Genomic DNA, 26,059 nt, shown 5'->3' with positions numbered 1-26,059 from the left:
CCCGGCACGGTGTGAAGCCCGCCCCTCCTGACGGGGCGGGCTTCACGTGCCTGCGACCGCTAGCGGGCCTCACGTGTCTGCGACCGCGAGCGGGCCTCTTCCCCACGCCGCGAACCCGCCACCGGGCCCCTCCGCGCCCCTCACGACAGGTGAACATCGCGCCAACTCCCCGCAGCACCAGCCCCTTTGACGGCTGAGGGCCCGCATACTCTCCCCGGTCCATCCGGAATCAAGGGGAGGCAGTGGCATGACCCTCACCACCCGTCGCAGAGCCCTCACCACCCTCGGCGCCGCCCTCGCCCTGCCCGCGTCCCAGGCCTGGGCGGGCGGCGAGCGGCGCGGTCCGCGCCCGCTGTGGAACGCGCACGCGCACAACGACTACGCGCATCCGCGCCCCCTGTTCGACGCCCTCGACCACCGCTTCGGCAGCGTCGAGGCCGACATCTACCTCGTGGGCGACCAGCTCCTCGTCGCCCACGACCCCGTCGACCTCGACCCCTCCCGCACCCTGGAATCCCTCTACCTGGAGCCGCTCGCCGCCCGCGTCCGCGCCCACCACGGCTCGGTCTACCAGGGCTACCGCAGGCCGCTGCAACTGCTCATCGACATCAAGACCGAGGGCTCCTCGACCTACCGCGCTCTCGACCGCCATCTCGCCCGCTACCGGCACCTGTTCACGACCTGTGCCCACGGCCGAGTGCACCCCGGCCCGGTCACGGCCGTCGTCTCCGGCGACCGCGCCGCACGCGCCCCGATGGAGGCGCAGACCGTCCGCCGGGCCTTCTACGACGGCCGGCTCACCGACCTCGGCACCGCCGCGCCCGCCTCCTTCGTCCCGCTCCTGAGCGACAACTGGACGCTGCACTTCACCTGGCAGGGAACCGGTGTCTTCCCGGACGCGGAGCGGCGCAAGCTGCGCGGGATCGTCGCGCAGGCGCACGCGCACGGGCAGCAGGTGCGGTTCTGGGCGACCCCCGACACCCCCGGCCCGGCCCGTGACGCGCTGTGGACGGAACTGCTCGCGGCCGGCGTCGACTACCTCAACACCGACGACCTCGCCGGCGCCGAGGCCTTCCTCGACGCCCACGGGACGCGGTGAGCCCGCACGCCCACGGGGCGGGGTGACACCACCGAGCCCGCACGCCCACGGGACGCGGTGACACCACCCGTTCGGACGACAGGTCAGCCACCCGGGCCAACCCCCGCCTACGCCACACTTGCGGCCGAACGTCGTGAATCGGGCGTCCCCGACGCGGCGTGAGGTGACGTGACGTCACGTTCCGTGGCGTCGTGGCGGAGGAGGCCGACGATGGCGATTTCCATCTCAGTGGTGCTGCTGCTCCTGGTCCTTGCGGTGATCTTCATCCGCAACGGCGGGCTGAAGATCAGCCACGCGCTGGTCTGCCTGCTGCTGGGCTTCTATCTCGCCAGCACCAGCATGGCCCCGACGATCCAGAGCGGGCTCACGGCCACCGCCGACATCGTCGGCAGCCTGAGGCCGTGAGCCCGCATCCGCTCACCGGGTGACGAACACACCGATACCGTTCGGGACGGGCCGCTCCGCACCGCCCGTGGGGTGGTTGCGCACGGACACGGCGGTCTCGCCCGGCGCCCGCGCGACCAAGGTGCTCGACCCGCCGCCGTCCAGGCTGAAACCGTCGCGCGCCCCCAGTTCGCGCAGCGCCCCGGCCACCTCGGCGACGGTCAGTCCGGTGCGGTACCGCGGGTCGCCGTCCAGGGCGAACAGCAGCACCCGCCGTCCGTTGTCGGCCAGGCCCACCGCGGTGCGCACGGCGGCCGTGGTGTCGTCGAGTCCGGGCAGCGGACGGCCGCCGGAGAGCAGCGGATAGCCGCCCAGGGCGAAGCGGTACGGCACCGCGCTCCCGGCCGCCACCAGCCGGTGCGTCACGCTCACCCGCGCGCCCTCGGCCAGCTTCCGCAGCCGCTGCGCGCCCGCCTCCCGGCCCACCAGCACCGTCGTCCCGCGCGCGATGGGACCGCCGCCCGGCGTGTCGGACGCCGCGACCACACGGCCGCCGCGGAGAGTCACCTCATAGGTGTCGGTGCTGCACGGCGCGGCCCGCTCGGTGTCGGTGCCGCACGTGGCCCGCTTGCGCGAGGCGCTGCCCCAGTCCGCGGTGAACGCGCCGACGGAGCCGACCGGCAGGGCGTACTGGTTCAGGCCGCCGAGCGGCAGCGTCCCCTCCGGTGTGCGGACCGACCCCCGCAGGACGAGCCGGCCCATCCGGGCCCGCCGGTCGGTGCCGACGCCCACGACGTCCTCGGTGCCGGTGCCGGGCGGCAGCGCGGGCCCGAACCGCTGCCCGTCCGGGACGGCGGCCTTGAGCGCGTGCCCGGCCGCGATCGCCGGGCCCACGCTCGCACCGGTCGCGTCCACGCCGGGATGCTGCGTCTCGGTGATGTTGAAGAAGTCGCCGTTCACACCGGCCACCGCACCGGCGGCGTCCGCCAGTTGCGAGACGGGCGCCCGCGCCGCCACCGCGCCCGGGTACAGCAGCCCCAGGCGCACCTTGGCGTTGCGCAGGTCGACGCTCAGTACGTGCGCGTGCGCCGGCCCCTTGGCTCCCTGGAGGTCGAACTCCTCGTACACCACGCCGGGCGCGATCGCCGTGCCCCGCTGCGCGGCCCCGGCCGGCGCCGCGCCCGTCAGGGCCCCACCGACCAGCGCGGCGAGCGCCATGAGAAGTGTCAGGACCGATCTGCCCCGTGCGCACGGCTTTTGACGTGTCGCCATAAGTCCCCCCTGATGTCGCGTCAACTGTCCCAGGACTCGGGGAAAGTGCACCAGAGCGCGCCGCTCCACGCGGTGGCCGCCGGACGACTGCACGAGAACGGGTGAGAAAACACGTCCTGACGGATGCGGCCGGTCAGGGGAGGGAAGGGGGGCGGGCTACGGCCTCGGGGTCACCGCGACCGTGCCCTGGGCCACCGCGCACAGCGTCTCGGTGCCGTCCTCGGCGACCGTGGTCAGGTCGCACCGGCACGCCACCCGGGTGCGCCCGGCGCGCACCACCCGGGCGTGCGCCCGCAGCACCGCGCCCTCGGCCGGGCGCAGATAGTCGATGGTGAAGCCGGCGGTGATCAGTCCACTGCCCACCGCGCTGCCGGCGGCGAACGTCAGCGCGTTGTCGGCGGCATAGCTGAGCACGCCGCCGTGGAGGAAGCCGTACTGCTGGCGCAGCTCCTCGCGGATGTCCAGCTCCAGCGTCGCCTCGCCGTCGCCGAAGGCCACCAGCCGGGCACCGAGCAGCACGCTGAACGGCTGGGCCGCCAGCACCTTCCGCGCCTCTTCAAGACCGGGTAGGTCGTGCACCACGCCCTCCTCACTTCAGTAGTGAAGTGAGCCTGGCGCGGACCCCGCCCCTCTGTCAAGATCGGCCCATGCCCGAGCCCGACCTGCGCCTGTTCTTCCTGCTCCAACGGGCGGCCCACCAGCTGCGCACCACCGCCGACCGCCGTCTGCTGGCCGCCGCCGGCATCACCACCGCCCAGGTGGGCGCGCTGTTCGCGGTGCACGACCGGCCGGGCCTGACCCAGCGGGAACTGGCCCGGACTCTGGGGTTGCGCGAGTCCGCGGTGACCGGCCTGGTGGGACGGCTCACCACGGCCGGCCTCGTCGACCGCCGGGCCCACCCGCACGAACACCGCGCCGTGGTGCTGGAACTGACGGACGGCGGCCGTCAGGCCCTGCGCGCCGCCCGCCCGGAGATCGACCGCTTCAACGCCGACCTGCGCGAACTGCTCGGCGAGGACGGCTTCACGGCGACGGCACTGGCGCTCGGACGGCTCGTGGAGTGGGACCGGTGAGGCAGGGCCGCGTCGGGGGACGGCAGGGGAGTGGCGCTCGGTGACGCCGTCACCAGGCGGCAGTTCGGCCCGCGCGGTGATGCCGTGTCAGGCGAAGTTGACGAGCCGCAGGTAGCGCACCCAGTCCCAGTTCGGACCGGGGTCCGTGTGGTCGGAACCCGGCACCTGGTAGTGACCGAGGATGTGCTCGCGGTCCTTGGGGATGCCGTAGCGGTCGCAGATCGCCGCCGTGAGTCTCGCCGACTGCTCGTACAGGGCGTTGGTGAACCAGGACGGCTGGTCCACCCAGCCCTCGTGCTCGATGCCGATGCTGCGCGTGTTGTAGTCCCAGTTCCCGGCGTGCCAGGCGATGTCCTTCTCGCGGACGCACTGCGCCACATGGCCGTCGGAGGAGCGCACGACGTAGTGCGCGGACACCTTCTTCTGCGGGTCCTGGAAGATGGACAGGGTGTCGGCGTACGTCTCCTGGGTGACGTGGATGATCACGAAGTTCAGCGGATAGGCGGTCGGCCGGCTGGACACCGTGTAGTTGGAGGTGCTCGCCGGCTGCCACTCGGTCGGCGGATAGCCGACGGCCTGCGCCCGGGCGGCGGCCCGTCCCGGCGGCAGCAGGGCGGAGGAGGCGGCGGCGAGGGCGGCGCCCGTGAGGAGCCGTCGCCTGCTGGGAAGCGGTCGTGACCGTTCCATGGGCGGATGCCTTTCGACGTGGGTGACGTGCCCGGCCGCCGTACGGCAGACCGGGTTCAGTGCCGCGGGGCGTCCGCGGCCTCGCGCGGTCGTATCGGCGGCCCGCCGTGATGCTCCCGCGCGGACGGCCGTTTCTCTCGGAACTCGGCCCCGCGCGTGTGGCGGGTGTCGCCCGTGGTGACCAACGGCCACGCGACACGGGTGGTCTGGCAGTGCGCCGCAGCGGTCGTGTCCCCCGTCATGTGAGCCCCCTCGTCCCCCGTTACGCCTGCCGCGCCGGCCCGGCGGCAGCGCCTCGCGTGATTCACGGTACGGCGGCCACGGGACGGGCAGAAGAGGGCGGCGCGAGTCTGTGGACAACTGCGGGACAGGGGAGAGCGCGGCCACACGGTCGAGTGAACTGCCGGTGGGTGATGGGTGGTTGAACGCCGGAAGGGAACGGGCTCACGCCCGCGCGGCCACCCGTGCGGGTGGCGGGGCTCAGGCTCGCGCAGCCGCCCCTGCCCGCAAGGCGTTCACGCCCGCGCGGCCACCCGTGCCGGGTCGTCCAATACCGCCCGCACCACCGAGTGCGCCGCTCCGAGCAGCGGTCCCTCGGGGCCCAGCCGGGACACCGAGACGGGGCAGGCGCGGCCGGCGGTCCGGCGGTCCAGTTCCCCGTGCAGCGCCGGCAGCAGCCAGGGCGCCAGACCGGCCAGCGCGCCGCCCAGCACGACGGCTTCGGGGTCGAGCAGGTTCACCGCGCCCGTGAGCGCGATGCCCAGCGCGACGCCCGCCTCCCGCAGCGCCCGCCGTACCGCCTCGTCGCCGTCGGCGGCCCGTGCGGCGAGCAGACCCACCCGGTCCTCGCCCGGCTCCAGGCCGGCCGCGCGCAGGACGGCCTCCTCACCGGCGTACTGCTCCAGGCAGCCGTGGCCGCCGCAGCCGCAGGCCGGCCCGTCGGGGTGGACCGGCACATGGCCCAGCTCGCCAGCGAAGCCGCGGGTGCCGCGCAGCAGCCGCCCGTCCACGACCACCGCGGCACCGATGCCGATCTCGGCCGACACGTGCAGGAAGTCGCGCGGTGTGCCCTCCCCGAGCCACAGCTCGGCGAGGCCGCCGAAGTTGGCCTCGTTGTCCACGACGAGCGGGAAGCCGGCCGGCAGCAGCGTGCCGAGGTCGGTGTCGCGCCAGTCCAGATTGGGGGCGCGGACGACGGTGCGCGCGTCGGGCGCCACCAGGCCGGGCACCGCCACCGAGAGCCCGGCGGGCCACAGCCCCTCGGCCTCGGCCTCGGCGACGACCCGTTCGACGAGGCCGGCGAGTTCGGCCAGGACCGGTTCGGGGGAGCGGCCCCGGTTGCTGCCGTGCCGCTCGGCCCGCGCGCGCACCCGCCCGCGCAGGTCCACCGCGCAGACCGCCAGGTGATCGACGCCGATCTCGGCGCCGATGCCGGCCGGCCCGCGGTCGCTGACGGCGAGCGCGGAGCCCGGCCGGCCCACCCGTCCGGGCCGCTCGGGGCCCAGCTCCTGCAGCAGACCGGTGCGTATCAGCTCGTCGACCAGGGTGGACACGGCCGCCCGGGTCAGGCCGATGCGGGAGGCGACCGCGGCCCGGGACAGCGGGCCCTCCGCGCTCACCGTGTGCATCACCCGGGACAGGTTGCGGCGGCGCATGCCCTGCTGGGTGTCGGGCAGCGCGCGCCCCGGGGACGCCGGGTGGGCCTCGTGCAGCGGTGCGGTCATGCCGGAAGTCGGTCCTCGGTCGATGTCCTCAGCGGGCCTCCCGCCGAAGCAGCGGGGCCGCGTCGGAGAGTACCCCGGAGATCCTGTCCAGCGTGTCCCGGTCCCGCTCCACCGCCTCCAGCACCGGGCCGCGGGCGGTGTCCCAGCGGCGGGCCACGGCGGCCGGGTCCTCGCCGGTGAGCAGGCCGGCCGCCTGGGCCGCCGCGCCCAACGCCACCAGTTCCCGCGCCTCGGGCACCTGCACGGGGCGGCCGGACAGCCGCCGCACGGTCTGCTGCCAGGCCGTGCCCCGGGCGCCGCCGCCGATCAGCAGCAGCGGCGCCGTGGGGTCCGCGTCCTCGTCCAGCACCAGGTCCAGCGCGCCGAGCAGGGCGTGCACGGCGCCGTCGTAGGCGGCCTGCAGCAGCTGGCCCGCCGTGGTGTCGTGGCGCAGGCCCAGCAGCAGTCCCGAGGCGTCCGGAAGGTTCGGCGTGCGCTCGCCGTCGAGGTAGGGCAGCAGGGTGACGCCCGCGGCCGGCTCGACGGCCTCGCGGTCCAGGCCCAGCAGCGCGGCGACCCGGTCGACGGCGAGCGTGCAGTTCAGGGTGCAGGCCAGCGGCAGCCAGTCGCCGTGCGCGTCGGCGAAGCCCGCCACGGTCCCGGTCGGGTCGGCGGGGCGGCGCCGGGACACCGCGTACACCGTGCCGGAGGTGCCGAGGCTCATCACCGGCGTGCCGGGGCGCAGACCGAGGCCCAGCGCGGCGGCCGCGTTGTCGCCGGTGCCCGCCGCGACCAGGGTGCCCTTGGAGAACGGCAGGTCGTGGTGCTCGCGGACGGTGCCGGCGACCTCGCCGGGCCGCACCACACGGGGCAGCAGCGCCGGGTCCAGGCCGACGTGCGCCAGGATCTCCTCGTCGTACGCCTCGGTCGTCGAGGCCCACCAGCCGGTGCCGGAGACGTCGCCGCGGTCGGTGGTGCCCTGGCCGGTGAGCCGCTCGGTCAGGTAGTCGTGCGGCAGGCGCACCGCGCGCGTGGCGCGCACCGCCTCCGGTTCGTGCTCGGCGAGCCAGGCCCACTTCGTGACGGTGAAGGAGGCGGTGGGCACGCTGCCGGTGTGCTCGGCCCAGAACTTCGCGCCACCCAGCTCCTCGGTCAGCCGGCGGGCCTGCGGCGCCGAGCGCACGTCGTTCCACAGCAGGGCCGGGCGGACCGGTTCCCCGTGCTCGTCCAGGGTGACCAGGCCGTGCTGCTGTCCGCCGATCGACACCGCGGCGGCCTCGTGCGCCGGCTCGCCGCACTGGCGCAGCGCCTCGCACAGCGCGTCCCACCACTGGCGCGGATCGCTCTCCCGGCCCGCGCCGGAGGAGACCGTGTGCGGGGCCTGGCCGCTCGCGACGACCCGGCCGGTGGACGCGTCGACGACCAGCGCCTTGGTGGACTGCGTGGACGTGTCCACGCCGACGACGAGCGGACCCTCGGCTGCTGACATCGTGCTCTCCCTCTTGCTGCGACTCGGGACGGCGTGCCCCTTGTCTCTTCCCACCGGTGCGTGGGCATACTAATTTGTAAAGCGCCATGACGAAATAGTCGCGGCAAGCGATCAAGAGCCAGAACAAGGAGCCGTGGCATGAGCTACCAGCCCACCCCCGAGGACAGGTTCACGTTCGGTCTGTGGACCGTCGGCTGGCAGGGCAGGGACCCCTTCGGGGACGCCACCCGCGCCGCCCTGGACCCGGTCGAGACGGTGCAGCGTCTGTCCGAGCTCGGCGCCTACGGGGTGACCTTCCACGACGACGACCTGATCCCCTTCGGCTCCACCGACACCGAGCGCGAGGCGGTCGTCAAGCGCTTCCGGCAGGCCCTGGACGCCACCGGCATGAAGGTGCCGATGGCCACCACGAACCTGTTCACCCACCCGGTGTTCAAGGACGGCGCGTTCACCGCGAACGACCGTGACGTGCGCCGCTACGCGCTGCGCAAGACCATCCGCAACATCGACCTCGCCGTCGAGCTCGGCGCCCAGGTCTACGTCGCCTGGGGCGGCCGCGAGGGCGCCGAGTCGGGCGCCGCCAAGGACGTGCGCGTGGCGCTGGAGCGGATGAAGGAGGCCTTCGACCTCCTCGGCGAGTACGTCACCGAGCAGGGCTACGACCTGCGCTTCGCCATCGAGCCCAAGCCCAACGAGCCGCGCGGCGACATCCTGCTGCCCACCGTCGGCCACGCGCTGGCGTTCATCGAGCGCCTGGAGCGCCCGGAGCTGTACGGCGTGAACCCCGAGGTCGGCCACGAGCAGATGGCCGGGCTGAACTTCCCGCACGGCATCGCGCAGGCCTTGTGGGCGGGCAAGCTGTTCCACATCGACCTCAACGGCCAGTCCGGCATCAAGTACGACCAGGACCTGCGCTTCGGCGCCGGCGACCTGCGCGCCGCGTTCTGGCTGGTCGACCTGCTGGAGAGCGCCGGATACACCGGGCCGCGCCACTTCGACTTCAAGCCGCCGCGCACCGAGGACCTGGACGGCGTGTGGGCCTCGGCCGCCGGCTGCATGCGCAACTACCTGATCCTCAAGGAGCGCGCCGCCGCCTTCCGCGCCGACCCCGAGGTGCAGCAGGCGCTGCGCGACGCCCGCCTGGACCAGCTCGCGCAGCCGACCGCCGCGGACGGCCTGCAGGCCCTGCTCGCCGACCGCACCGCCTTCGAGGACTTCGACGTCGACGCGGCCGCCGCCCGCGGCATGGCCTTCGAGCGCCTCGACCAGCTGGCCATGGACCACCTGCTGGGGGCGCGGGGCTGACCTCGCAGGCGGGGCTGACCTCGCCGGGGGATGGCTGGCCTCGCACGGGGTGGCTGACCTCGGACGGGGGTGGCTGGCCTCGCACGGGGTGAGGGCACGCGCGTGCGCCCTCACCCCGGCGGCTGCTACAGCGTGTGCGGCAGACGCACGTACACCACCGTCGTCTCGACGCCGCTGTCGACCAGCCGTCCCTGCGCGTCGAAGGCGGCGGCGCCGTCGGTCATCCCGAAGTCGTTGTCGTTGATCAGGGCGAGCGTGTCGTGGTCCACGCGCGCGACGCCCTCGATCTTGCCGGGCACACCCGCCACCGTGCCCAGGTCGACCACGAGACGCTTGCGCAGCACCGGGACGCCCGCGGACGCCGGGTCGTCCAGCTGCTCCAGCGAGGGCGACGCGGTGTCGTCGTCCCAGCGGCCGCCGAGGATGTCCGCCGACCGCTCCAGACGCACCAGCTGCAGCCGGGCCACCCGGTCGGTGCGCTCCTCGACCAGCAGACGATCCTTGCCGACGGCGACCACCGAGGAGATCTTCAGCTCCGTGGTGTCGTCCTCACCCGGGTCCACCACGCCCACCGGGTCGAAGCGGTAGGCGTACTCGGCCGTCACCGCCTTGCGCTTCGGTGAGAAGCGCAGCAGCCGCGTGGTGCGCGAAGCCTCGCCCGCGGCGGTGTCCGGCAGCGACAGCGGGCTCTGGACCGCCATCACCAGGTCGCCGCCCGGCAGTTGGGCGAGCCCCTCGAAGCCGCGGTTGACCTTCCGGTGCAGCAGCACGGACGGCAGCGCCTCGACCACCGGGTAGTCGGTGCCGGTCAGGTGCAGCCCCTCGGGCACGTACCGGGTGAGCACCCTCCCGCGCGCGGAGACGTGGACCAGCGAGGGGCCGTCCTCGTCCACGAGCCAGAAGGTCCCGTCCGCGGCCCGTACGATCCCCTCGGTGTCCAGCCCGTTCGGGTCGTACGGCAACGGGGTCTTCGCGTCGTAGGAGTACGGCGCCTCGTCGCGCCCCCGCTGATTCGGCAGCCCGGTGACGGCCTTGCCCGACGCCGTGGTCACCGGGATCGCCTCCAGGACGCGTACGGTGCCGCCCTGCACCCGGATCCTCACGATCGCCGGGTCGAAGCCGGGCACCGGGAAGGTGCGGCGCTTGGTGCCGTCGACCTTGATCTGGCCGTTGGGGCCGCGGTCCGTCACCGTCCAGAACTCGCCCCCGCGGCCCGCCGGGTAGATGTCGCTGCCGATGCCGCCGAGGTCCACGCCCCGGTCGTCGTCCACCGTGCCCGGCAGCAGCGCGTTGCTGAACGCACCGAGCGGGAGGTCGCCGAGCGTCGCCGTCCGGACGACGTGCGCGTCACCGGACGGCGCCGACACGGCCGGCCCGGCCGCGGCCAGGCCGGCCACCAGAGCGAGCGGGACGGCCCCCGCGAGACAGCGGTGGACAGGGCGCCGGCCGGCGGCGTTCGGGGACATCTGGCCTCCTGGAGGACGGATTCGAGGACAAGGGCACGGACGTCGTCCACGACCAGGCCGAGGACTGCAGCGACGACCGGCCGAGGACTGCAGCGACGACCGGCCGAGACCGCGGCTAGGATCGGCCGAGACCGCGGCCAGGACTGGTCGAGACGTCAGCGACGGCCGGTCGAGGACGAGGTCCGGGGCACGGGCCGGGACCAGGTCCGTTGACCAGGTCCGGGACAAGGTCGGTGACTGTCGCCAGAGTTGGGCCCCGTCTCGAACGTCGCACGACGGCCGGGTGAACGGCGGGCGTCGGCCGCTCGTCGGGCCGGACCTCCGTCGCGCTCGGGTCCGGGCTGCCGGTCTTACGTCCGGGTCGTCGGCGGCTCCGCGGAGCGGGCCGTCGCCAGCGCCGTCGCCGGATCGGGTGAGGCCGTGCCCGCCGGGATCCACTCCCCGCGCACCCGGCGGAAGGGCCACCAGGCGCCGTCCCGGCCCAGGCGGATCTGTGCGTCGCCGACCGTCCAGCGGTTGCCCCGGGCCCGCAACGGCGGCCGCTCGTCCTCCTCCCAGGCGGCCTCCAGCGCGGCACGCGCGCGTGCGTGTGCCTCGCCCTCGACCGTCCACTCCTCCTCCAGGGCGGACAATCCGGCCGCCCCGCCGAACCGCCACGCCAGCGCGCCCCGCTCCAGCGCCCGCGGGGAGCGTCCCGAACCGGCCGCGAGGCGCAGCGCGACGGCGGCCTCGGGCTGCCCGGCGGCCAGCCGGACGGCGTCCTGATCCGCTGTCAGCTCAGCGACCGGCGGCACCTGCGCAGCCGGCGCTCCCGGCGGGAGGGCGTACGTCCCCGAGGGGGCGTACGCCGCCGCCAGCAGCCGGTGAGCGGTGTCGGCGGCGCGGCCCGCCAGGAACTCCAGCGCGGTCGGATCGACGCCCGGCCCGGGCTGTGCCCCGGTGTCCAGGGAGGGCGGAAGCCCCGGCTCCGCGGGCAGTGCGGGCAACGGGGGCAGCGGCGGCAGCACGGCCCCCGCCGCAAACGCCTCCTCCGCGTCCACGCCCTCCGGCTGGGATTCCTGCTCCTCCCGCGACCGGCCACGGGATTGGAGTGCCTCCAGCACCGCGCCTTCCGCCCTGCCGCGCATCAGCAGCAGCACGAACGGATCCTCGTCGAGCAGCCGCGCCACCTGGTGGCACAGCGCCGCCGTGTGCCCGCAGTGGTCCCAGGCGCCGCACTCGCACTCCGGCTCCAGGTCCCCGATCCCCGGCAGCAGATCGACACCCGCGTGTGCCGCGTCCTCGACCAGGTGCGGCGGCATCTCCCGCTCCAGCAGCGCCGCCACATGCCCGGCCCGCTCGGCGGCCATCCCCAGGAAGCGGTCCCACGCCTGTGCCGAGAGCTGCGTCAGCAGGACATCGGCCCGGTATCCGGTGCCGTCCCGGTCCCGTACGACAGCCGTGAGCCGGCCCGGCCGCACCGACACCGCGCCCACGGCACCCGCCCGCGCGAGTCCGCGGCCGGTCTTCACCTGCTGCCCGTCCAGCGCCGTGTCCTCCAGCGCCTTCAGCCACGCGAGCCCCCACCAGGTCCGGGCGAAACCCCGTCCCCGCACCGGCGGCAGGGCCGCGAAGACCCGCTCCGTCGCGTCGTCCGGCCCGCTCATCGCTCTCCTCCCCGCAGCTCGACCAGTTCGGCCAGCTCCGCGTCCGTCAGCTCGGTCAGGGCGGTCGTCCCGCCGGCGCCGAGGACCGCCTCGGCCAGCTCCCGCTTGCGGTCGAGCATCCGCGCGATGCGGTCCTCGATGGTCCCCTCGGTGATCAGCCGGTGCACCTGCACCGGCCGGGTCTGTCCGATGCGGTACGCCCGGTCGGTGGCCTGCGCCTCGACGGCCGGGTTCCACCAGCGGTCGAAGTGGACGACATGCTCGGCCCGGGTCAGGTTCAGGCCCGTGCCGGCCGCCTTCAGCGACAGCAGGAGGACGGGCACCTCGCCGTCCTGGAAGCGGCGCACCATCGCCTCCCGCTCGGCGACGGGGGTGCCGCCGTGCAGGAACAGCGTCGGCACCCCACGGTCGGCCAGATGGCGTTCGAGGAGCCGGGCCATGCTCACGTACTGCGTGAACAGCAGTACGCTCGCCCCCTCCGCGAGGACGGTGCCGAGCAGTTCGTCCAGCAGCTCCAGCTTCCCCGAGCGCCCGGCGATCCTGGGGTGTTCCTCCTTCAGGTACTGCGCGGGGTGGTTGCAGATCTGCTTCAGCGACGTCATCAGCCGCACGATGAGCCCCCGGCGGGCCATGTCGTCCGCCGCGGAGATACGCGCCAGGGTCTCGCGCACCACGGCCTCGTACAGGCCCGTCTGCTCGTCGGTGAGGGCGACCGCGCGATCGGTCTCCGTCTTGGGCGGCAGCTCGGGCGCGATGCCCGGGTCGGACTTGCGCCGGCGCAGCAGGAACGGGCCCACGAGCCGGGCCAGGCGCCGCGCGGCGGCGGGGTCGCGGCCGCCCTCGACGGCCTGCGCGTAGCGGGTGCGGAAGGTGCCGAGCCGGCCGAGCAGCCCCGGCGTGGTCCAGTCGAGGATCGCCCACAACTCCGACAGGTTGTTCTCCACCGGCGTGCCGGTGAGCGCCACGCGTGCGTGGCCGCCGAGGGTGCGCAGGGCGCGTGCGGTGGCGGAGTGCGGGTTCTTCACGTGCTGCGCCTCGTCGGCGACGACCAGGCCCCACGGCACCCCGGCCAGCCGGGCGGCGTCCTGCCGCAGGGTGCCGTAGGTGGTGAGGACGAAGGCGCCGTCCGCGACGGCGTCCAGGTCGCGCCGGTTGGCGTGGAAGCGGCGCACGGGCGTGCCCGGCGCGAACCGTTCGATCTCGCGCTGCCAGTTGCCCATGAGGGACGTCGGGCACACCACCAGGGTGGGACCGGCGGTCGCCGGGTCGGTCTGCCGGTGCAGGTGCAGCGCGATCAGGGTGATCGTCTTGCCCAGGCCCATGTCGTCGGCCAGGCAGCAGCCCAGGCCCAGCGCCGTCGTCCGGGCCAGCCAGGTCAGCCCGCGCCGCTGGTAGCCGCGCAGGGTGGCGGCGAGCGCGGCGGGCTGGAGGACGTCCTCACCGGACGGCTCGGCGTCCCCGGACACGGCCTCCTCGGTTGGGTGCCCGGCGCTCGCCCGGTCGGTGAGCCGGTCCTTCAGGGCGGCGAGCCATCCCGTCGCCCTGACCTCGACGGCACGGCCGTCGACCTCCGTCGAGCCGGTCAGCGCGGCACCGAGCGCGTCGATCGGCGTGACCTTGCGCTCCTGCCGGTCCCGGAGCCGTCGTACTTCCTGAGGGTCGATCAGCACCCACTGGTCGCGCAGTCGCACCAAGGGGCGGCCGGCCTCCGCGAGCCGGTCCAGCTCCGCCCGGGTCAGCCGTTGGTCGCCCAGGCCGACCCACCAGGAGAACGACAGCAGCGCGTCGGCGGACAGGAGCGACGGCACACGCGAACCACCGGTGCCTGCTTCGGCCGGACCCTCTGCGCCGGATTCCCCGAATCCGCCGACTCCGGAGTCCGCCGATGCGCCGGCGCCGGATTCCGCCGTGGCGTCCGCCGGTCCGACGACGGCGCGGGTGGTCAGCGTACGGGCCAGGGAACGGGGCCAGTGCACCTCCACGCCGGCCTGGGCGAGGGTACGCGCGCCCCGGCCGAGCAGATCGGTGACCTCCTCGTCGGCCAGGTCCACGGCCTCGGGTACGGCCGTCGCCAGCAGCGGGGCCAGCGGCGGCCACGCGCGTGTGGCGCGGCGCAGGGCGACCAGCGCGTCCATCCGCGCGCGTGGCCCGAACGCGTCCTGGGCGCCCTCCGGTGCCGTCCACAGGTCCGCCGCGTCGACGACCAGGTCGGGCCGCGTCACGCTGTGCAGCTGCGGTACGGCACGGAAACGCGGCGCCGCCGCATCCGGCGCGGCGTCGTCCAGGCCGGGCACCTCGACGCGCAACGACAACCGCAGTCCCGCGTCGTGACCGGCGGCGACATCGGCTGCCCAGGCGCGCAGCTCGGGCGCGCGCCGAGGCTCCCACGCGGCGAACGCCGGGCCGCCCGTCACCAGGGGAGCGGCCGGTGAGCGCGGCAGTGTGTCGGCGACCGCGTCCAGGAAGGCGCGCAGCAGCCGTTCCGGCTCGGGCAGCCGCAGCGGCCCGGCGGAGGCGAGGGGGACGGCGTGGGCCTCCGGGGGCATGGAGGCCGCGAGCCGGCGGATGTCCTCGATGTCCCGCGCGCTGTGCGGGCCCGAGCGCCAGGCGTCGTGGTCGGCCCCGGACAGGCCCGGCAGGAGCAGCCCCCGGGCCGTGAACTCCAGGGCCAGGAAGGCGGCCGCGCCCCAGAAGACCGCGGCGCGGTGTCCGTGCGCCCCGGCACGCGCGTGGGTGAGGACCGGCAGCGCGGCGCCCACCGGCAGCATCAGCGCGGGCACGGTCGTGGACGTGACGCCGTGCTCGCCGGGCAGGGCGACGGTCAGGTCCGTGACAAACCCGGGCACCGGCCCGGGAGACGGCGCGGTGCCGTCGGGCCGCCAGAAGGCGACGGCGCCGTTGCGCGCCGGGTCGGCGGGGACGAAAACGGTGCAGGACTCGGCCAGTTCCGCGGGATCGGGCGAGGACGGGAGAGGTGGAACCGTGGCAGGACGCGGCACGGGGAAGCGCACTCCTCAAATTTGACTACCGGAGGAGTCGCCGAGGATACAGCACGGACGACGCCGGACCGCTGTCTTCATCGTGTGAACCAGGTCACCATGGGAGCGGCGGTCCGGGCCCGTAGGGGACGCTTCTCAGGGATCGGTCAGGGTCGGCCTCCGGAACCGCGGGAGACGCAGGGCCGTTTCCACCACAGACAGCGGCAGTGGCCGCGAAGGAGGCGACGTCCATGTCGAACAACGCGAAGATCGCCGTAGGGGGTGTGGCGGTCGGGTTGCTTCTGCTGATCTGGCTGCCCTGGTGGGCAGCGCTGCTGATCGTCCTCGGCGTCCCGACCGCCGCCTATCTGACCCTCGACCCCGCACAGCGGCGCCGGCTGCGCCGGGTCACGCGCAAGGAGCTGGGCCGCTGACCCCTCACCCGGCCGGCGTGCCCGCCGTGCCCAGCGCGCACGAGTCGACCACGTCGCCGCTCGCGGGCCTCGCCACGGTGTGGTCCGCGGGCGGCACGGCGCCGCGCTCCACCCAGGAGACCAGCGCGGTGAAGGCCGAGCGGTAGCAGGGCAGGATGGGCCGCAGACGGTCCGGGTAGCTGTCGTACAGCCCGTCGACGTGCGTGCCGCCCGCGATCGTGTAGTACCGGTGCAGGCGGCCGCGCCCGCGCGCGTCCACCATGCGCGCGTACACGTCCGAGTCGGCGGCCTTGGGCAGCAGCGCGTCCAGGTCGCCGTGCAGGGTGATCAGCGGCTTGCCGATCCTGCCGGTCAGCGCGACCCGGGCCACGGCGCGGTGCACGGACGCCGGACGCGAGGCGTAGTCGTACGTCGCGTCGGAGGCGCAGGGCGCCAGGATCTGCTCGACGGTCGTGCCCGCGGACGCGCCCGGGCAGCCGGGGTCGTAGGAGGGGTCGAACTCGGCGCGGTAGATCTTCTGTGTGACGCCCCAGTACGCCTTCTCGTGGTACGGCCACAGGAACTCCGAGCCCGGCGCGAAGCCCACCGCGTACAGGTCCTCGTCCCGGGCCGCGCCGAGCGTCCGCGCCACCGCCGCCGGCAGGGAGGTGAGCAGGTTGGGGCCGTGGGTGGTCCACAGCGCCCCCTCCCAGTCGACGCCGCCGTCGTACAGCTCGGGGTGGTTCTCCAGCTGCCAGCGGGTGAGGTAGCCGCCGTTGGAGATGCCGGTCATGTAGGTGCGCCGGGGTGCCCGGCCGTAGCGCTGGGCGACCACCTGACGGGCGGCGCGGGTGAGCTGGGTGGTCCGCGTGTTCCACTCGGCGACCGCGTCCCCGGGCCGGGTGCCGTCGCGGTAGAAGTCGGTGCCGTTGTTGCCCTTGTCGGTGGCGGCGTAGGCGTATCCGAGGGCGAGGACCTGGTCGGAGATGGCCTTGTCGGTGGCGTACTGCTTGCGGGTGCCGGGCGCGCCGGTGACGACCAGGCCGCCGTTCCAGTGGTCCGGCAGCCGGATCACGAACTGCGCGTCGTGCTGCCAGCCGTGCGTGGTGTTGAAGTGGGAGGAGTCCGGGAAGTAGCCGTCGATCTGCGTGCCGGGAACCCCGGACGGCGTCCGGGTGCCCGCCGCCGTCAGACCGGCCTGGTCGGCCGTGTCGGTGTACGGGGTGCCCGCGAGCCCGGTCGTGGTCAGGTCGGGCAGGCAGGCGGTGCGCTGGAGGGCGGCGCCGGGTACGTGGAGTGCGTCCTGCCGCGCGCAGTGCCCGGGGCTCTCCGCCCGGGCGGCGGGCAGCGGACCGGTGACGGTGGCCGCCACCAGGGCGACGGCGAGCGGAATTCCTCGGGACAGACGCATCACGGCCTCCGGGCCAGCGGGGACAGGGCGGGCGGGCGCGGCTGTCGGGCCGTCCCGCGGCTGCCCCATGCTGGTGGTCCCGTGCCCCACCGACCATGGTGTGTCGCCCCAGGGAAAAGTCCCTTGCTGTGGGGCGGCACACCATGCCTCGGGTCTCAAGGCACAGGAGACGGGCCGGTGTTGTGTGCGCGGGCGGTCAGCTGGGGCGCACGGCCACCTTGTCGAGCGCCTCCAGCAGGCCCGGCAGCTCCGGTCCGCGCCCCACCGGCAGGACCTCGCCCGGGCGTTCGTCGAGGAGCACGAACGCGATGTCGTCGGTCCTGGCCACCAGCGACCAGCCCGGCCCGTCCGCGCGCAGGGTCCGTGCGTCTCCCGGCGCGAACGACGACCGCACCCGGCCGAGCGGGGGCGGCGTGTCCACATAGGCCCGCACCTCGGCCAGCACCCGGCGCACACCGCTCGGCGAAGGGCTCTCCTCGGCCTCGCCGCCTCCGGGCACGGGCTGGTTGGGTACGTCCTGACCGGTTCCGGCCTGCCCGGACGCCTCCTCGGCGGACGCCTCTGCGACGGCCGCCTCCCGCGCGGACTCCGTCCCCACCGCCGTGACGGGCTCGGCGGCGGTCTCGTCGGCGGAGCCCTCCCGCGCGGATGCCCCGCCGGTCGCGTCGGTCCCGTCCGTCGCGGCGCCGGCGCGGTCCGCCCCGCCCCCGCCGGGCTGCGCGAACCTGCTGTCGTCGACCTGCTCCCGCCAGGCCGCCCACTGCAGCGCGACCTCGTCGGCGCCGAGCCGGCGCTGCGCGGGACCCCAGAACGAGGTGTCCGGTGGAGTCAGCACGGGCCCCTCGGCCTCCTCCGGGGGCGGATCGTGCGGCTGGGGCAGGCCGGGCGCGGCGACGGCGACGTGCAGCGGCCAGCCGGGGAGCGCGGCCACCACCGACCGCTCGTCCGGCGACAGCTCGTACTCCATGCCGCAGTCCCACGAGGCGATGGCGACGGCGACCAGCGACACGTCGTCCGTGACCACCGTCCAGCGCGCGCCCGTGCCGTCCTGACCGAGCACCAGGCCGTAGCCGTCGGCGAGCGGTGCGAGGCCGAGCGCGGCGCAGGCCTCCGGATAGTCGTCGCCGAGCACACTCGGGAACTGCGCCGGCGTCAGCAGCACCGCCGTGAGCACATAGAGCGCATCGTCCTCGGCGGCGACGGCGTCCTCGTCCGTCCCGGCCATCCCAGCCTCCTCAGGAGTAACGTTTTACGGCGCGCACCCTAGTGCGCCCCGAAGCCGCTTGTCACGACTCCCAAGGCCATCCGGACCTGCAGTTTTCCGCCTGGACGGGGGCGAATCGACCGCCGCGGGCGAGCGCGGGCCGTCCCTCAGGCCGCCGGCAGGCCGAGCAGTGACCGGGCCACCTCCCGCGGCGACTGGTCCCGCTCCCGGGCCAGCGCGACGACCGCCCGGCACGCCAGCTCGCTCACCCCGAACGACAGCGCCTCCGGCGACACCCAGCCGGCCGCCTCCTCCTCCCGCTCCTGGTCGTCCTCCACACGGGCCGAGACATACGCCGCCGCGGCCTCGAAGAGATTGTGCGGGCGGGCCTCGCGCCCGCCGTCCGGCCGTGTCCGCGTCGACCCGAGGAGTCTGACGCCGGCCTTGCGCACCCTGGCGAACATGGTGACCGTCCTTTCCCTCGCACGGATTCCCGGCCGGCCCTCCGCGCCGGGGCGCGGAGGCGGGCGGACCACAGCGCTTCTGCCGTTCATCTCCTGCTGCTCACCGTAGAGTTGGACTCCCGGCGGCAGAAGAGGGACGGTGCGGTGAAGCGGTACGAACGACTTCGGCAGATCCGGCGGATGGACCCCTACCGGGAGGCGACGGAGATCCTCCGGCTGGTCTCCGCCTACGAGTTCCCCTGGGACTACACCCGTTCCTTGGAGTTGGCCCTCTACCGCACCTACGCCGTCCCGAGCATCGGCCGGCTCCTGGCGCGGACGGCCGAACTGACCGACCGCACCCAGAAGCGCTACGACGACACCGCCCTCCTGCTCGACGCGATCGTCGAGCATGGCTTCGCGAGCACCCCGGGCCGCACCGCGATCCGCCGCATCAACCAGATGCACCGCAGCTACGACATCAGCAACGACGACATGCGCTACGTGCTGTGCACCTTCGTCGTGATGCCCCGGCGCTGGATCGACGCCTACGGCTGGCGCAGGCTGTCGAGCCACGAGATCGTCGCCTTCAGCGAGCACTTCCGCACGCTGGGGCGCCACATGGGCATCAAGGATCTCCCCGCCGACTACGAGGAGTTCGAGGCGTGCCTCGACTCCTACGAAGAGGCCCACTTCGGCTGGGACGAGGAGGCGCGACGGGTCTCCGACGCCACGCTCGACCTGATGGCCTCCTGGTATCCACGCCCGCTCGCCCCCCTTCTGCGCACGACCACGCTCGCCCTGCTCGACGAGCCGCTGCTGCGCGCCTTCCGCTACACACCGCCCGGCCCCGCCGCCCAGGCGCTCGTGCGCCGCGCGGTACGCACCCGCGGTCGCCTGGTCCGGCTGCTGCCGCCGCGCAGCGCCCCGCACTTCGCGCGTCAGAACTGGGAGATCAAGAGCTACCCCGGCGGCTACCGGTTGAACGATCTCGGCACCCACCCGGTTCCCGGGCTGCGTGGCTGTCCGGTGCGGCCCGCGGACGGCTCAGTCTCCCAGTGACGCCAGCGTCTGCCGCAGCCAGCTGAGTTCCGCCCGCGAGGTGGCGCGGGCGATCGTCAGGATGCCCTGCCGGAAGGGGTCCGGCAGTTCCTCCGCGCTCACCGGCCGGTCACCGTCGTAGAAGAAGCTCGCCGGCTCCTGAAGGAACGCGAGCCGGCGCCGCAGGACGGCCGCCTGGGCGGTGGGGTCGTCGAGGTGGCGCAGGAAGGCGAGCACCGTGAACCAGCGGTTCTCGTCGGTGATGTCCTGCGGCCCGGGCTCCGCCAGGCGCCGGCGCAGCTCGCGCCTGCCCTCGTCGGTCAGGGTCAGCACATGCCGGGGTGCGGCCACCGCGCCCGGCTGGGTGGCCCGCTCCAGCAGACCCGCCTTCTCCAGTCGCTTGATCGCCGGATACAGCGTGCTCTCCGCCACGGGGCGGATGTGCCCGGTCAGGGCCGTGATCCGTTTGCGCAGCTCATAGCCGTGCAGCGGGGCGTCGTAGAGGAAACCGAGGATGGCGAGCTCCAGCATGCCCGTATTCTCTCGCATCCGCGCGGTACATCGTCGGACAAGTACCTCGGCTTCTTAATACATCGGTGACGATGTATTGTCGCGTCGTGGTGAATGGCACCGGTGTACGAGGGAGGACTTGATGCGGCAGGCCGAGTTCGACGGCAAGGGAAGTCTCATCCGGTGGACGGAGACACCGGGCGAGGAGCCCGCGCGCGTGTACGTGCACGGGCTGGGCGCGGCCTCGACCGTGTACCACGCGCACATCGCGGCCCGTCCCGAACTCGCGGGGCGGCGCAGCCTCTTCGTCGACCTGCCCGGGCACGGCATCAGCGACCGGCCCGCGCACTTCGGCTACAGCCTGGAGGAGCACGCGGACGCCCTCGCGGCGGCCCTGGACGCGGCGGACGTAACCGGCGCCGAGCTGATCGGGCACAGCATGGGCGGCTCGGTCGCCCTGGTACTCGCCCACCGCCGCCCGGACCTGGTCTCCAGGCTGGTCCTCACCGAGGCCAATCTCGACCGCGATCCGCCCCCGAGCGCGGGCAGCAGCGGCATCGCCTCCTACGCGGAGGACGAGTTCGCCGACGAAGGGCACGCGCGCGTGCTGGAGAAGGTGGGCCCCCTCTGGGCCGCCACCATGCGGCTGGCCGATCCCCGCGCCCTGCACCGCAGCGCGGTCGGGCTGCGCCGCGGTTCCGAACCGGTCATGCGCACGATCCTGGAGACACTGAAGATCGAGCGCCTCTGGCTGCAGGGCGAGCTCAGCGGGGACCTGCCCGGCGCCGCCGGGCTGCGGGCCGCGGGCGTCCGGGTGGTGACCGTGCCGGACGCCGGGCACAACGTCATGTTCGACAACCCCGGCGCCTTCGCCGCCGCGGTCGCCGGGCGCCTGTGAGCCCTCACCCCTCCCGGACGGCGAGGGCCAGGAAGCGGTCGTCCCGGTCGACGTACGACGTCATGCGCCAGCCCGCACCCGCCAGCAGCGGCCGCAGGTTGGGCTCGGCGCGCAGGTCGTCCGGGGTGATCTGCCGGCCGTGGCGGGCGGCCAGCGCGGCCCGGCCGATCGGATGGAACAGCGCCAGCGTGCCGCCGGTGCGCACCACCCGCGCCAACTCGCGCAGGTTGCGCGCCGGTTGCGGCAGATGCGCGATCAGCCCCGCGGCGAACACCGCGTCCAGGGACGCGTCGCGCAGCGGCAACGCGGCCACGTCGGCGAGCAGCAGCCGCCCGTCCCGGTCCCGCCCGGCCCGCACCGCGGCCTGCAGCATGGCCGGTGTGAGGTCGGCGCCCACGACCACGCCCGCGGGCCCCACGGCCGCCCGCAGCGGCGTCAGCGCGCGCCCGGTGCCGCAGCCGGCGTCCAGCACCCGGTCGCCCGGGCGCAGGCCCAGATCGGCGACCGCGGCGGCGTAGGCGGGGCCGTCGTCGGGGAAGCGGCTGTCCCAGTCGGCCGCGCGGGCGGTGAAGAACTCCTGAACATGCGTGTGGTCGTCGCTCATGTACCGCATGATTCCCCATCGCCCGTCACCGCCACGGATGACGCAGCTGTGCGCATGTTCGAGCCAGACACGATCGTTCCGGCACACCGCTGCGTCATATTCCAGCACTTTCGAAATGCGCCCCCTTTGTGCGCCCGTGTCCCCTAGCGTCCCGGGGCCATGGGACACCTGGACCACGCCGCCTTCGGCTGGCTGACCCCCGTGCTGTCGTACGTGATGGCCTGCATCGGCGCCGCCCTCGGGCTGCGCTGCACCATGCGCGCGCTCGCCGCCACCGGGCGCGCCCGCCGCAACTGGCTCCTCACCGCCGCCTCCGCCATCGGCACCGGCATCTGGACCATGCACTTCGTGGCCATGCTGGGTTTCGCCGTCAGCGGCACCGACATCCGCTACGACGTGCCGCTGACCGTGCTCAGCCTGCTCGTCGCCATGCTCGTGGTCTGCGGCGGCGTCTTCGCCGTCGGCTACAGCCGCGACCGCACCCGGGCCCTGCTGCTCGGCGGGCTCACCACCGGATGCGGCGTCGCGAGCATGCACTACCTGGGCATGGCCGCCGTACGGCTGCACGGCCAGGTGCACTACGACCCGCTGCGCGTCGCCCTCTCCGTGCTGATCGCCGTCGTCGCGGCGACCGCGGCCCTGTGGGCGGGGCTCAACATCAAGTCGCCGCTGGCGGTCACCGTCGCCTCCCTCGTCATGGGCGCGGCCGTCAGCAGCATGCACTACACCGCGATGTTCGCGGTCCGCGTGCACGTCACCCCCTCCGGTGAAGCGCTTCCCGGGGCCACGGCGATGCAGTTCATCTTCCCCCTCGCCGTCGGCCTCGGGTCCTACCTCTTCATCACCGCCGCCTTCGTCGCGCTGTCCCCGACGGCGGGGGAGCGCGCGGCCTCCGCGTCCGCCCAGCGCCCGGTCGAGAGCGTCGCCCCCTAGGCACGGCTCCCGCCGGCCCGACCCACTCTTCGAACGAGGAGGCCATGCGTACACCCCGTAGGACCCTCACGGCCGGCGCCGACGCGCCGCCCCCGGTGCGCGGTCGCCGCGCGCACGCCGGACGACCCGCCGCCGAGGGCCCCCAGACACCCGCGGGCACGGCGGCCGCCGCACCCGCGCGTGCCGGGCGCCGGCGGATACGGCCGCGCACCGTGCGCGCCAAGATCGTGTGCCTGCTGATGGTGCCGGTGGTCTCGCTGCTCGCCCTGTGGGCGTACGCCACCGTCAGCACCGCCCAGGACGTCTCCCGGCTCCGGCAGTTGCAACGCGTCGACGCCCAGGTCCGCGCCCCCGTGACCGAGGCCGTCGCCGCGCTCCAGGCCGAGCGCACCGCGGCCGTGCGGTACGCCACCGACCCCGGTGCCGGGGACGCCGCCGCCCTCAAGGACCTCGCCGCCCGCACCGACCAGGCCGTGGCACGGCTCAGGCTGGGCGACCGGCACACCGTCGCCGACAGCCAGGAACTCCCCGCGGGCGTCTCCCGACGGCTCGCCGCCTTCGTCCGCGACGCGGGAGGGCTGCGCGGGGTGCGCACCGAGGTCCTCGGCGGACGCCTCGGCTGGAAGGACGCCTTCCACCGCTACACCGACACCGTCTCCGCGGCCTTCGGCGTGAGCGGGTCGCTCACCGGCATCCAGGACGCCGACCTCGGCTCCGACGCGCGCGTGCTACTGGAGTTCGCCCGCGCGGGCGAGGCGCTGGCCCAGGAGGACGCCGTCCTCGCCGGCGCACGCGTCACCGGACGGCTCGACGGCGAACGGCTGCGGCTGTTCACCGGCGCCGCCGCCACCCGCCGTACCCTCACCGAGTCCGCGACGGCCGACCTGAGCGGCCCCGAGGCCACCGCCTGGCGCGGCCTCGCCGAAGGGGACGCCTACGCCGCACTCGACGCCTCAGAGGAACGCGTACTGGCCGCGAAGGCGGGAGCCCGGACCGCCGGTGTCGTGCCCGCCGGGTGGGACAGCGCGCACACGCGCGTGCAGGACGGCATGCGCTCCCTGGAGAACGAGGCCGGCCGCGGGGTCGCCGACCGGGCCGACCCCTTCACCCGGGGCCTGCTCACCCCGGCCGGCGCCGCCGTGCTGCTCGGACTGCTCGCCGTGGCGGCCTCCCTGGTCATCTCCGTCCGCATCGGCCGCGGCCTCGTCGTCGAACTGGTCAGCCTGCGCAACGGCGCACTGGAGATCGCCCGGCGCAAACTCCCCGAGGCCATGCGCCGGCTCCGGGCCGGCGAGGAGATCGACGTCCACGCCGAGGCCCCGCCGGGCGCGCCCGCCGAGGACGAGGTCGGGCAGGTCGCCGAGGCACTGGCCACCGTGCACGGCGCCGCCCTGCGGGCCGCCGTCGAGCGCGCCGAACTCGCCAGCGGCATCTCCGGCGTCTTCGTCAACCTCGCCCGCCGCAGCCAGGTCCTGGTCCACCGTCAGCTCAGTCTCCTCGACAGCATGGAACGACGGGCCGAGGACCCGAACGAACTCGGCGACCTCTTCCGCCTCGACCACCTCACCACCCGGATGCGGCGCCACGCCGAGAGCCTGATCATCCTCTCCGGCGCCGCACCGGGCCGGGCGTGGCGCAGACCCGTCTCACTGACCAACGTGGTCCGCGCGGCCGTCTCCGAGGTCGAGGACTACGCGCGCGTGGAGGTGCGCCAGCTCCCCGAGGCCTCCGTCTCCGGGGCCGCCGTCGCCGACCTCACCCACCTGCTCGCCGAGATCATCGAGAACGCCACCCAGTTCTCCCCGCCGCACACGCGCGTGCGGGTCAGCGGCGAACCCGTCGGCAACGGATACGCCGTCGAGGTGGAGGACCGCGGACTGGGCATGGGCCGGGAGACGCTCGCCGAGGCCAACCGGCGGATCGCCCAGTCCGAGGCCCTCGACCTGTTCGACAGCGACCGGCTGGGCCTGTTCGTCGTCAGCCGTCTCGCCGCCCGGCACGACATCAAGGTGCACCTGCAGACCTCCCCCTACGGGGGCACCACCGCGGTCGTCCTGCTGCCCACCGCCCTGCTGCACGGCGGCGCGGCGGACCGCTCCCCCCGGCAGACCGCCGAGGCAGAACAGCCCGCCGAGCGCGCGTACGCGCGCGTGCCCGGGACCGACCCCCGGCAGCAGGCCGTCACCCCGCACCCGCACCCCGCCATCCCGCACCAGCAGGCGACCGGCCACGACCCTCAGGAACCGGCCCCGCCCGTCCGGCCCGCCCTGACCGCGCCACCGCAGCTCGCCGCCGGGACCGGTGGCGAGGACCCGCCTCCGGGAGTGACCACCTTGCGCCTGCACCGTCCACGGGACACCGCCGAGCACAACGGCGCCTCCGACGACCTCCCGCGCCGGGTACGCCAGGCCAGCCTCGCCCCGCAACTGCGCGAACGCCCCCGCCAGGACCCCCCGGGCGAGGACGGACCCCCCGACGACGACCGCCGCACCCCCGAACTCGTCCGCGACCGCATGGCCGCCTACCGCGCCGGATGGGCACGCGGCGGCGGCAGACGACCCGGCCGCCCGGCCGGCCCCGAACCGGGCGGCGACAGCAGCGAAGGAGACCTCGCATGATCCAGGACCCGACCACGGCGAGCAGCCGGCACTCCGGCGAACTCGACTGGCTGCTGGACGATCTCGTGATGCGCGCCGGCGACGTACGGCACGCAGTGGTGCTGTCCAACGACGGTCTCGCCGTCGGCGCCTCCAGCGGCCTCGCCCGGGAGGACGCCGAGCACCTGGCCGCCGTGTCCTCCGGCTTCCACAGCCTCGCCAAGGGCGCCGGCCGGCACTTCGGCGCCGGCGGCGTGCGCCAGACGATGGTCGAGATGGACGACGGCTTCCTGTTCGTGGCCGCCGCGGGCGACGGCTCCTGCCTCGCCGTCCTCACCAGCGCGACCGCCGACATCGGCCTGGTCGCCTACGAGATGGCACGCCTGGTCAAGCGCGTCGGCGAGCACCTGTACACGGCGCCTCGCGTCACCGCACGGCCACCGGCCGCCGGCTGAGAGCGGAAGGCGGTCGCCGCCCATGAACGAGGACAGGCACGGCGCCCCGGACGACGCGGGCAGCCAGTGGTACGACAACGAGGCCGGACCCCTCGTGCGGCCCTACGCCATGACCGGCGGCCGCACCCGGCCCGGCCCCACCGGGGTGCGCTTCGACCTGATCGCCCTGGTCACGCTGGATCCCGCCGCCCCCGACCGGGACGACGCCGCGCTCGGCCCCGAGCATCGCGCCCTGATCGACCTGTGCCGTGTCGAGACCCAGTCCGTCGCGGAACTCGCCGCCGGGGCCGACCTGCCCCTCGGCGTGGTCCGCGTGCTCCTCGGTGACCTGCTGGAGCTCGGCCGTGTCACCGTCCACCGCCCCGTGCCGCCCGCGCACCTGCCCGACGAACGGATCCTGCGCGAGGTCATCGAAGGGCTGCGCGCGCTGTAGCCGCCCCGGCAGCCG

General features: G+C 74.6%; 24 protein-coding genes. 11 read left to right on the top strand and 13 right to left on the bottom strand.

Annotated elements, in window-relative coordinates; translation table 11 throughout:
• Positions 1 to 247: 247 nt before the first annotated feature.
• Together ACF1AL_RS05440 and ACF1AL_RS05435 are read left to right on the top strand one after the other, a co-directional pair.
• Positions 248 to 1,099 (top strand): phosphatidylinositol-specific phospholipase C/glycerophosphodiester phosphodiesterase family protein, encoded by an 852-nt coding sequence (locus tag ACF1AL_RS05440; RefSeq protein WP_391779024.1) that lies wholly within the window; start codon positions 248 to 250, stop codon positions 1,097 to 1,099.
• A 210-nt stretch (positions 1,100 to 1,309) separates the two neighbouring features.
• Positions 1,310 to 1,504: a hypothetical protein gene (locus tag ACF1AL_RS05435; protein ID WP_366840100.1), complete on the top strand. Its 195-nt coding sequence runs from the start codon at positions 1,310 to 1,312 to the stop codon at positions 1,502 to 1,504.
• Positions 1,505 to 1,516: 12 nt separating this feature from the next.
• Here the strand turns inward: ACF1AL_RS05435 and ACF1AL_RS05430 are convergent, their stop codons facing one another.
• Positions 1,517 to 2,701 (bottom strand): phosphodiester glycosidase family protein, encoded by a 1,185-nt coding sequence (locus ACF1AL_RS05430; protein WP_391779023.1) that lies wholly within the window; start codon positions 2,699 to 2,701, stop codon positions 1,517 to 1,519.
• A gap of 210 nt (positions 2,702 to 2,911) precedes the next feature.
• Positions 2,912 to 3,334: a PaaI family thioesterase gene (locus ACF1AL_RS05425; protein WP_391779022.1), complete on the bottom strand. Its 423-nt coding sequence runs from the start codon at positions 3,332 to 3,334 to the stop codon at positions 2,912 to 2,914.
• 68 nt (positions 3,335 to 3,402) lie between these two features.
• On the opposite strand from ACF1AL_RS05425, the gene ACF1AL_RS05420 reads away from it, so the two are divergent.
• Positions 3,403 to 3,828, top strand: coding sequence for a MarR family winged helix-turn-helix transcriptional regulator (locus ACF1AL_RS05420; protein WP_366840103.1), 426 nt, complete (start codon positions 3,403 to 3,405; stop codon positions 3,826 to 3,828).
• Positions 3,829 to 3,915: 87 nt separating this feature from the next.
• On the opposite strand, the gene ACF1AL_RS05415 is transcribed toward ACF1AL_RS05420, so the two are convergent.
• The 3 genes from ACF1AL_RS05415 to xylB all read right to left on the bottom strand — a co-directional run bounded on the left by ACF1AL_RS05415 (position 3,916) and on the right by xylB (position 7,707).
• Entirely contained in the window at positions 3,916 to 4,515 is a 600-nt protein-coding gene (locus tag ACF1AL_RS05415; protein WP_366840104.1) for an N-acetylmuramoyl-L-alanine amidase, read from the bottom strand.
• A gap of 515 nt (positions 4,516 to 5,030) precedes the next feature.
• Complete coding sequence (locus tag ACF1AL_RS05410; RefSeq protein WP_391696559.1) at positions 5,031 to 6,239, bottom strand: ROK family protein; 1,209 nt, start codon at positions 6,237 to 6,239, stop codon at positions 5,031 to 5,033.
• A gap of 28 nt (positions 6,240 to 6,267) precedes the next feature.
• Positions 6,268 to 7,707, bottom strand: a complete 1,440-nt coding sequence (xylB, locus tag ACF1AL_RS05405) for a xylulokinase (protein ID WP_391779021.1) — start codon at positions 7,705 to 7,707, stop codon at positions 6,268 to 6,270.
• Positions 7,708 to 7,845: 138 nt separating this feature from the next.
• On the opposite strand from xylB, the gene xylA reads away from it, so the two are divergent.
• Positions 7,846 to 9,012: a xylose isomerase gene (gene xylA / locus ACF1AL_RS05400; protein ID WP_391659074.1), complete on the top strand. Its 1,167-nt coding sequence runs from the start codon at positions 7,846 to 7,848 to the stop codon at positions 9,010 to 9,012.
• A gap of 125 nt (positions 9,013 to 9,137) precedes the next feature.
• Here xylA and ACF1AL_RS05395 read toward each other — a convergent pair whose 3' ends face one another.
• The 3 genes from ACF1AL_RS05395 to ACF1AL_RS05385 form a co-directional block, all read right to left on the bottom strand.
• Positions 9,138 to 10,478: an esterase-like activity of phytase family protein gene (locus tag ACF1AL_RS05395; RefSeq protein ID WP_391779020.1), complete on the bottom strand. Its 1,341-nt coding sequence runs from the start codon at positions 10,476 to 10,478 to the stop codon at positions 9,138 to 9,140.
• Between the two features lie 350 nt (positions 10,479 to 10,828).
• Positions 10,829 to 12,124 (bottom strand): SWF or SNF family helicase, encoded by a 1,296-nt coding sequence (locus tag ACF1AL_RS05390; protein WP_391779019.1) that lies wholly within the window; start codon positions 12,122 to 12,124, stop codon positions 10,829 to 10,831.
• A complete protein-coding gene (locus ACF1AL_RS05385; protein ID WP_391779018.1) occupies positions 12,121 to 15,123 on the bottom strand; it encodes an SNF2-related protein in 3,003 nt (1,000 codons plus the stop codon). The genes ACF1AL_RS05390 and ACF1AL_RS05385 overlap by 4 nt, the downstream gene beginning before the upstream one ends.
• A 230-nt stretch (positions 15,124 to 15,353) precedes the next feature.
• Between ACF1AL_RS05385 and ACF1AL_RS05380 the strand changes: the two genes are divergently transcribed.
• A complete protein-coding gene (locus ACF1AL_RS05380; RefSeq protein ID WP_391779017.1) occupies positions 15,354 to 15,536 on the top strand; it encodes a hypothetical protein in 183 nt (60 codons plus the stop codon).
• 4 nt (positions 15,537 to 15,540) lie between these two features.
• Here ACF1AL_RS05380 and ACF1AL_RS05375 read toward each other — a convergent pair whose 3' ends face one another.
• From ACF1AL_RS05375 to ACF1AL_RS05365, 3 genes are all read right to left on the bottom strand, one after another.
• Positions 15,541 to 16,926 carry a tannase/feruloyl esterase family alpha/beta hydrolase gene (locus ACF1AL_RS05375; RefSeq protein ID WP_391779016.1) on the bottom strand — a complete coding sequence of 462 codons (1,386 nt, stop codon included), beginning with the start codon at positions 16,924 to 16,926 and terminating at the stop codon, positions 15,541 to 15,543.
• A 196-nt stretch (positions 16,927 to 17,122) separates the two neighbouring features.
• Positions 17,123 to 18,151, bottom strand: coding sequence for a hypothetical protein (locus ACF1AL_RS05370; RefSeq protein ID WP_391779015.1), 1,029 nt, complete (start codon positions 18,149 to 18,151; stop codon positions 17,123 to 17,125).
• Positions 18,152 to 18,297: 146 nt separating this feature from the next.
• Positions 18,298 to 18,594, bottom strand: a complete 297-nt coding sequence (locus tag ACF1AL_RS05365) for a hypothetical protein (RefSeq protein ID WP_366840114.1) — start codon at positions 18,592 to 18,594, stop codon at positions 18,298 to 18,300.
• Positions 18,595 to 18,738: 144 nt separating this feature from the next.
• On the opposite strand from ACF1AL_RS05365, the gene ACF1AL_RS05360 reads away from it, so the two are divergent.
• Positions 18,739 to 19,635, top strand: coding sequence for an oxygenase MpaB family protein (locus ACF1AL_RS05360; protein ID WP_384211171.1), 897 nt, complete (start codon positions 18,739 to 18,741; stop codon positions 19,633 to 19,635).
• Here ACF1AL_RS05360 and ACF1AL_RS05355 read toward each other — a convergent pair.
• Entirely contained in the window at positions 19,621 to 20,145 is a 525-nt protein-coding gene (locus ACF1AL_RS05355; protein WP_366840117.1) for a PadR family transcriptional regulator, read from the bottom strand. The two genes, ACF1AL_RS05360 and ACF1AL_RS05355, sit on opposite strands and share 15 nt — an antisense overlap.
• Before the next feature lie 121 nt (positions 20,146 to 20,266).
• Between ACF1AL_RS05355 and ACF1AL_RS05350 the strand changes: the two genes are divergently transcribed.
• On the top strand, positions 20,267 to 21,022 hold the full coding sequence (locus tag ACF1AL_RS05350) for an alpha/beta fold hydrolase (protein ID WP_391696590.1): 756 nt from the start codon (positions 20,267 to 20,269) through the stop codon (positions 21,020 to 21,022).
• A 4-nt stretch (positions 21,023 to 21,026) separates the two neighbouring features.
• Here the strand turns inward: ACF1AL_RS05350 and ACF1AL_RS05345 are convergent, their stop codons facing one another.
• Positions 21,027 to 21,626 carry a class I SAM-dependent methyltransferase gene (locus ACF1AL_RS05345; RefSeq protein WP_391779014.1) on the bottom strand — a complete coding sequence of 200 codons (600 nt, stop codon included), beginning with the start codon at positions 21,624 to 21,626 and terminating at the stop codon, positions 21,027 to 21,029.
• A 159-nt stretch (positions 21,627 to 21,785) separates the two neighbouring features.
• Here ACF1AL_RS05345 and ACF1AL_RS05340 point away from each other — a divergent pair, with 159 nt between their 5' ends.
• Genes ACF1AL_RS05340 through ACF1AL_RS05325 form a run of 4 tightly spaced genes read left to right on the top strand, consistent with a single transcriptional unit; the run spans position 21,786 to position 26,044 of the window.
• Positions 21,786 to 22,559, top strand: coding sequence for an MHYT domain-containing protein (locus ACF1AL_RS05340; RefSeq protein ID WP_391779013.1), 774 nt, complete (start codon positions 21,786 to 21,788; stop codon positions 22,557 to 22,559).
• A gap of 44 nt (positions 22,560 to 22,603) precedes the next feature.
• A complete protein-coding gene (locus ACF1AL_RS05335; RefSeq protein ID WP_391779012.1) occupies positions 22,604 to 25,177 on the top strand; it encodes a nitrate- and nitrite sensing domain-containing protein in 2,574 nt (857 codons plus the stop codon).
• Positions 25,174 to 25,611 carry a roadblock/LC7 domain-containing protein gene (locus ACF1AL_RS05330; protein ID WP_391659085.1) on the top strand — a complete coding sequence of 146 codons (438 nt, stop codon included), beginning with the start codon at positions 25,174 to 25,176 and terminating at the stop codon, positions 25,609 to 25,611. The genes ACF1AL_RS05335 and ACF1AL_RS05330 overlap by 4 nt, the downstream gene beginning before the upstream one ends.
• 22 nt (positions 25,612 to 25,633) lie before the next feature.
• A complete protein-coding gene (locus ACF1AL_RS05325; protein ID WP_366840123.1) occupies positions 25,634 to 26,044 on the top strand; it encodes a DUF742 domain-containing protein in 411 nt (136 codons plus the stop codon).
• Positions 26,045 to 26,059: the final 15 nt, after the last annotated feature.

The sequence above is a fragment of the Streptomyces sp. NPDC014801 genome (assembly GCF_043082085.1).
In the GTDB taxonomy this organism is placed as follows: Bacteria; Actinomycetota; Actinomycetes; order Streptomycetales; family Streptomycetaceae; genus Streptomyces.
This window is presented reverse-complemented; position numbering and strand designations above follow the sequence as displayed.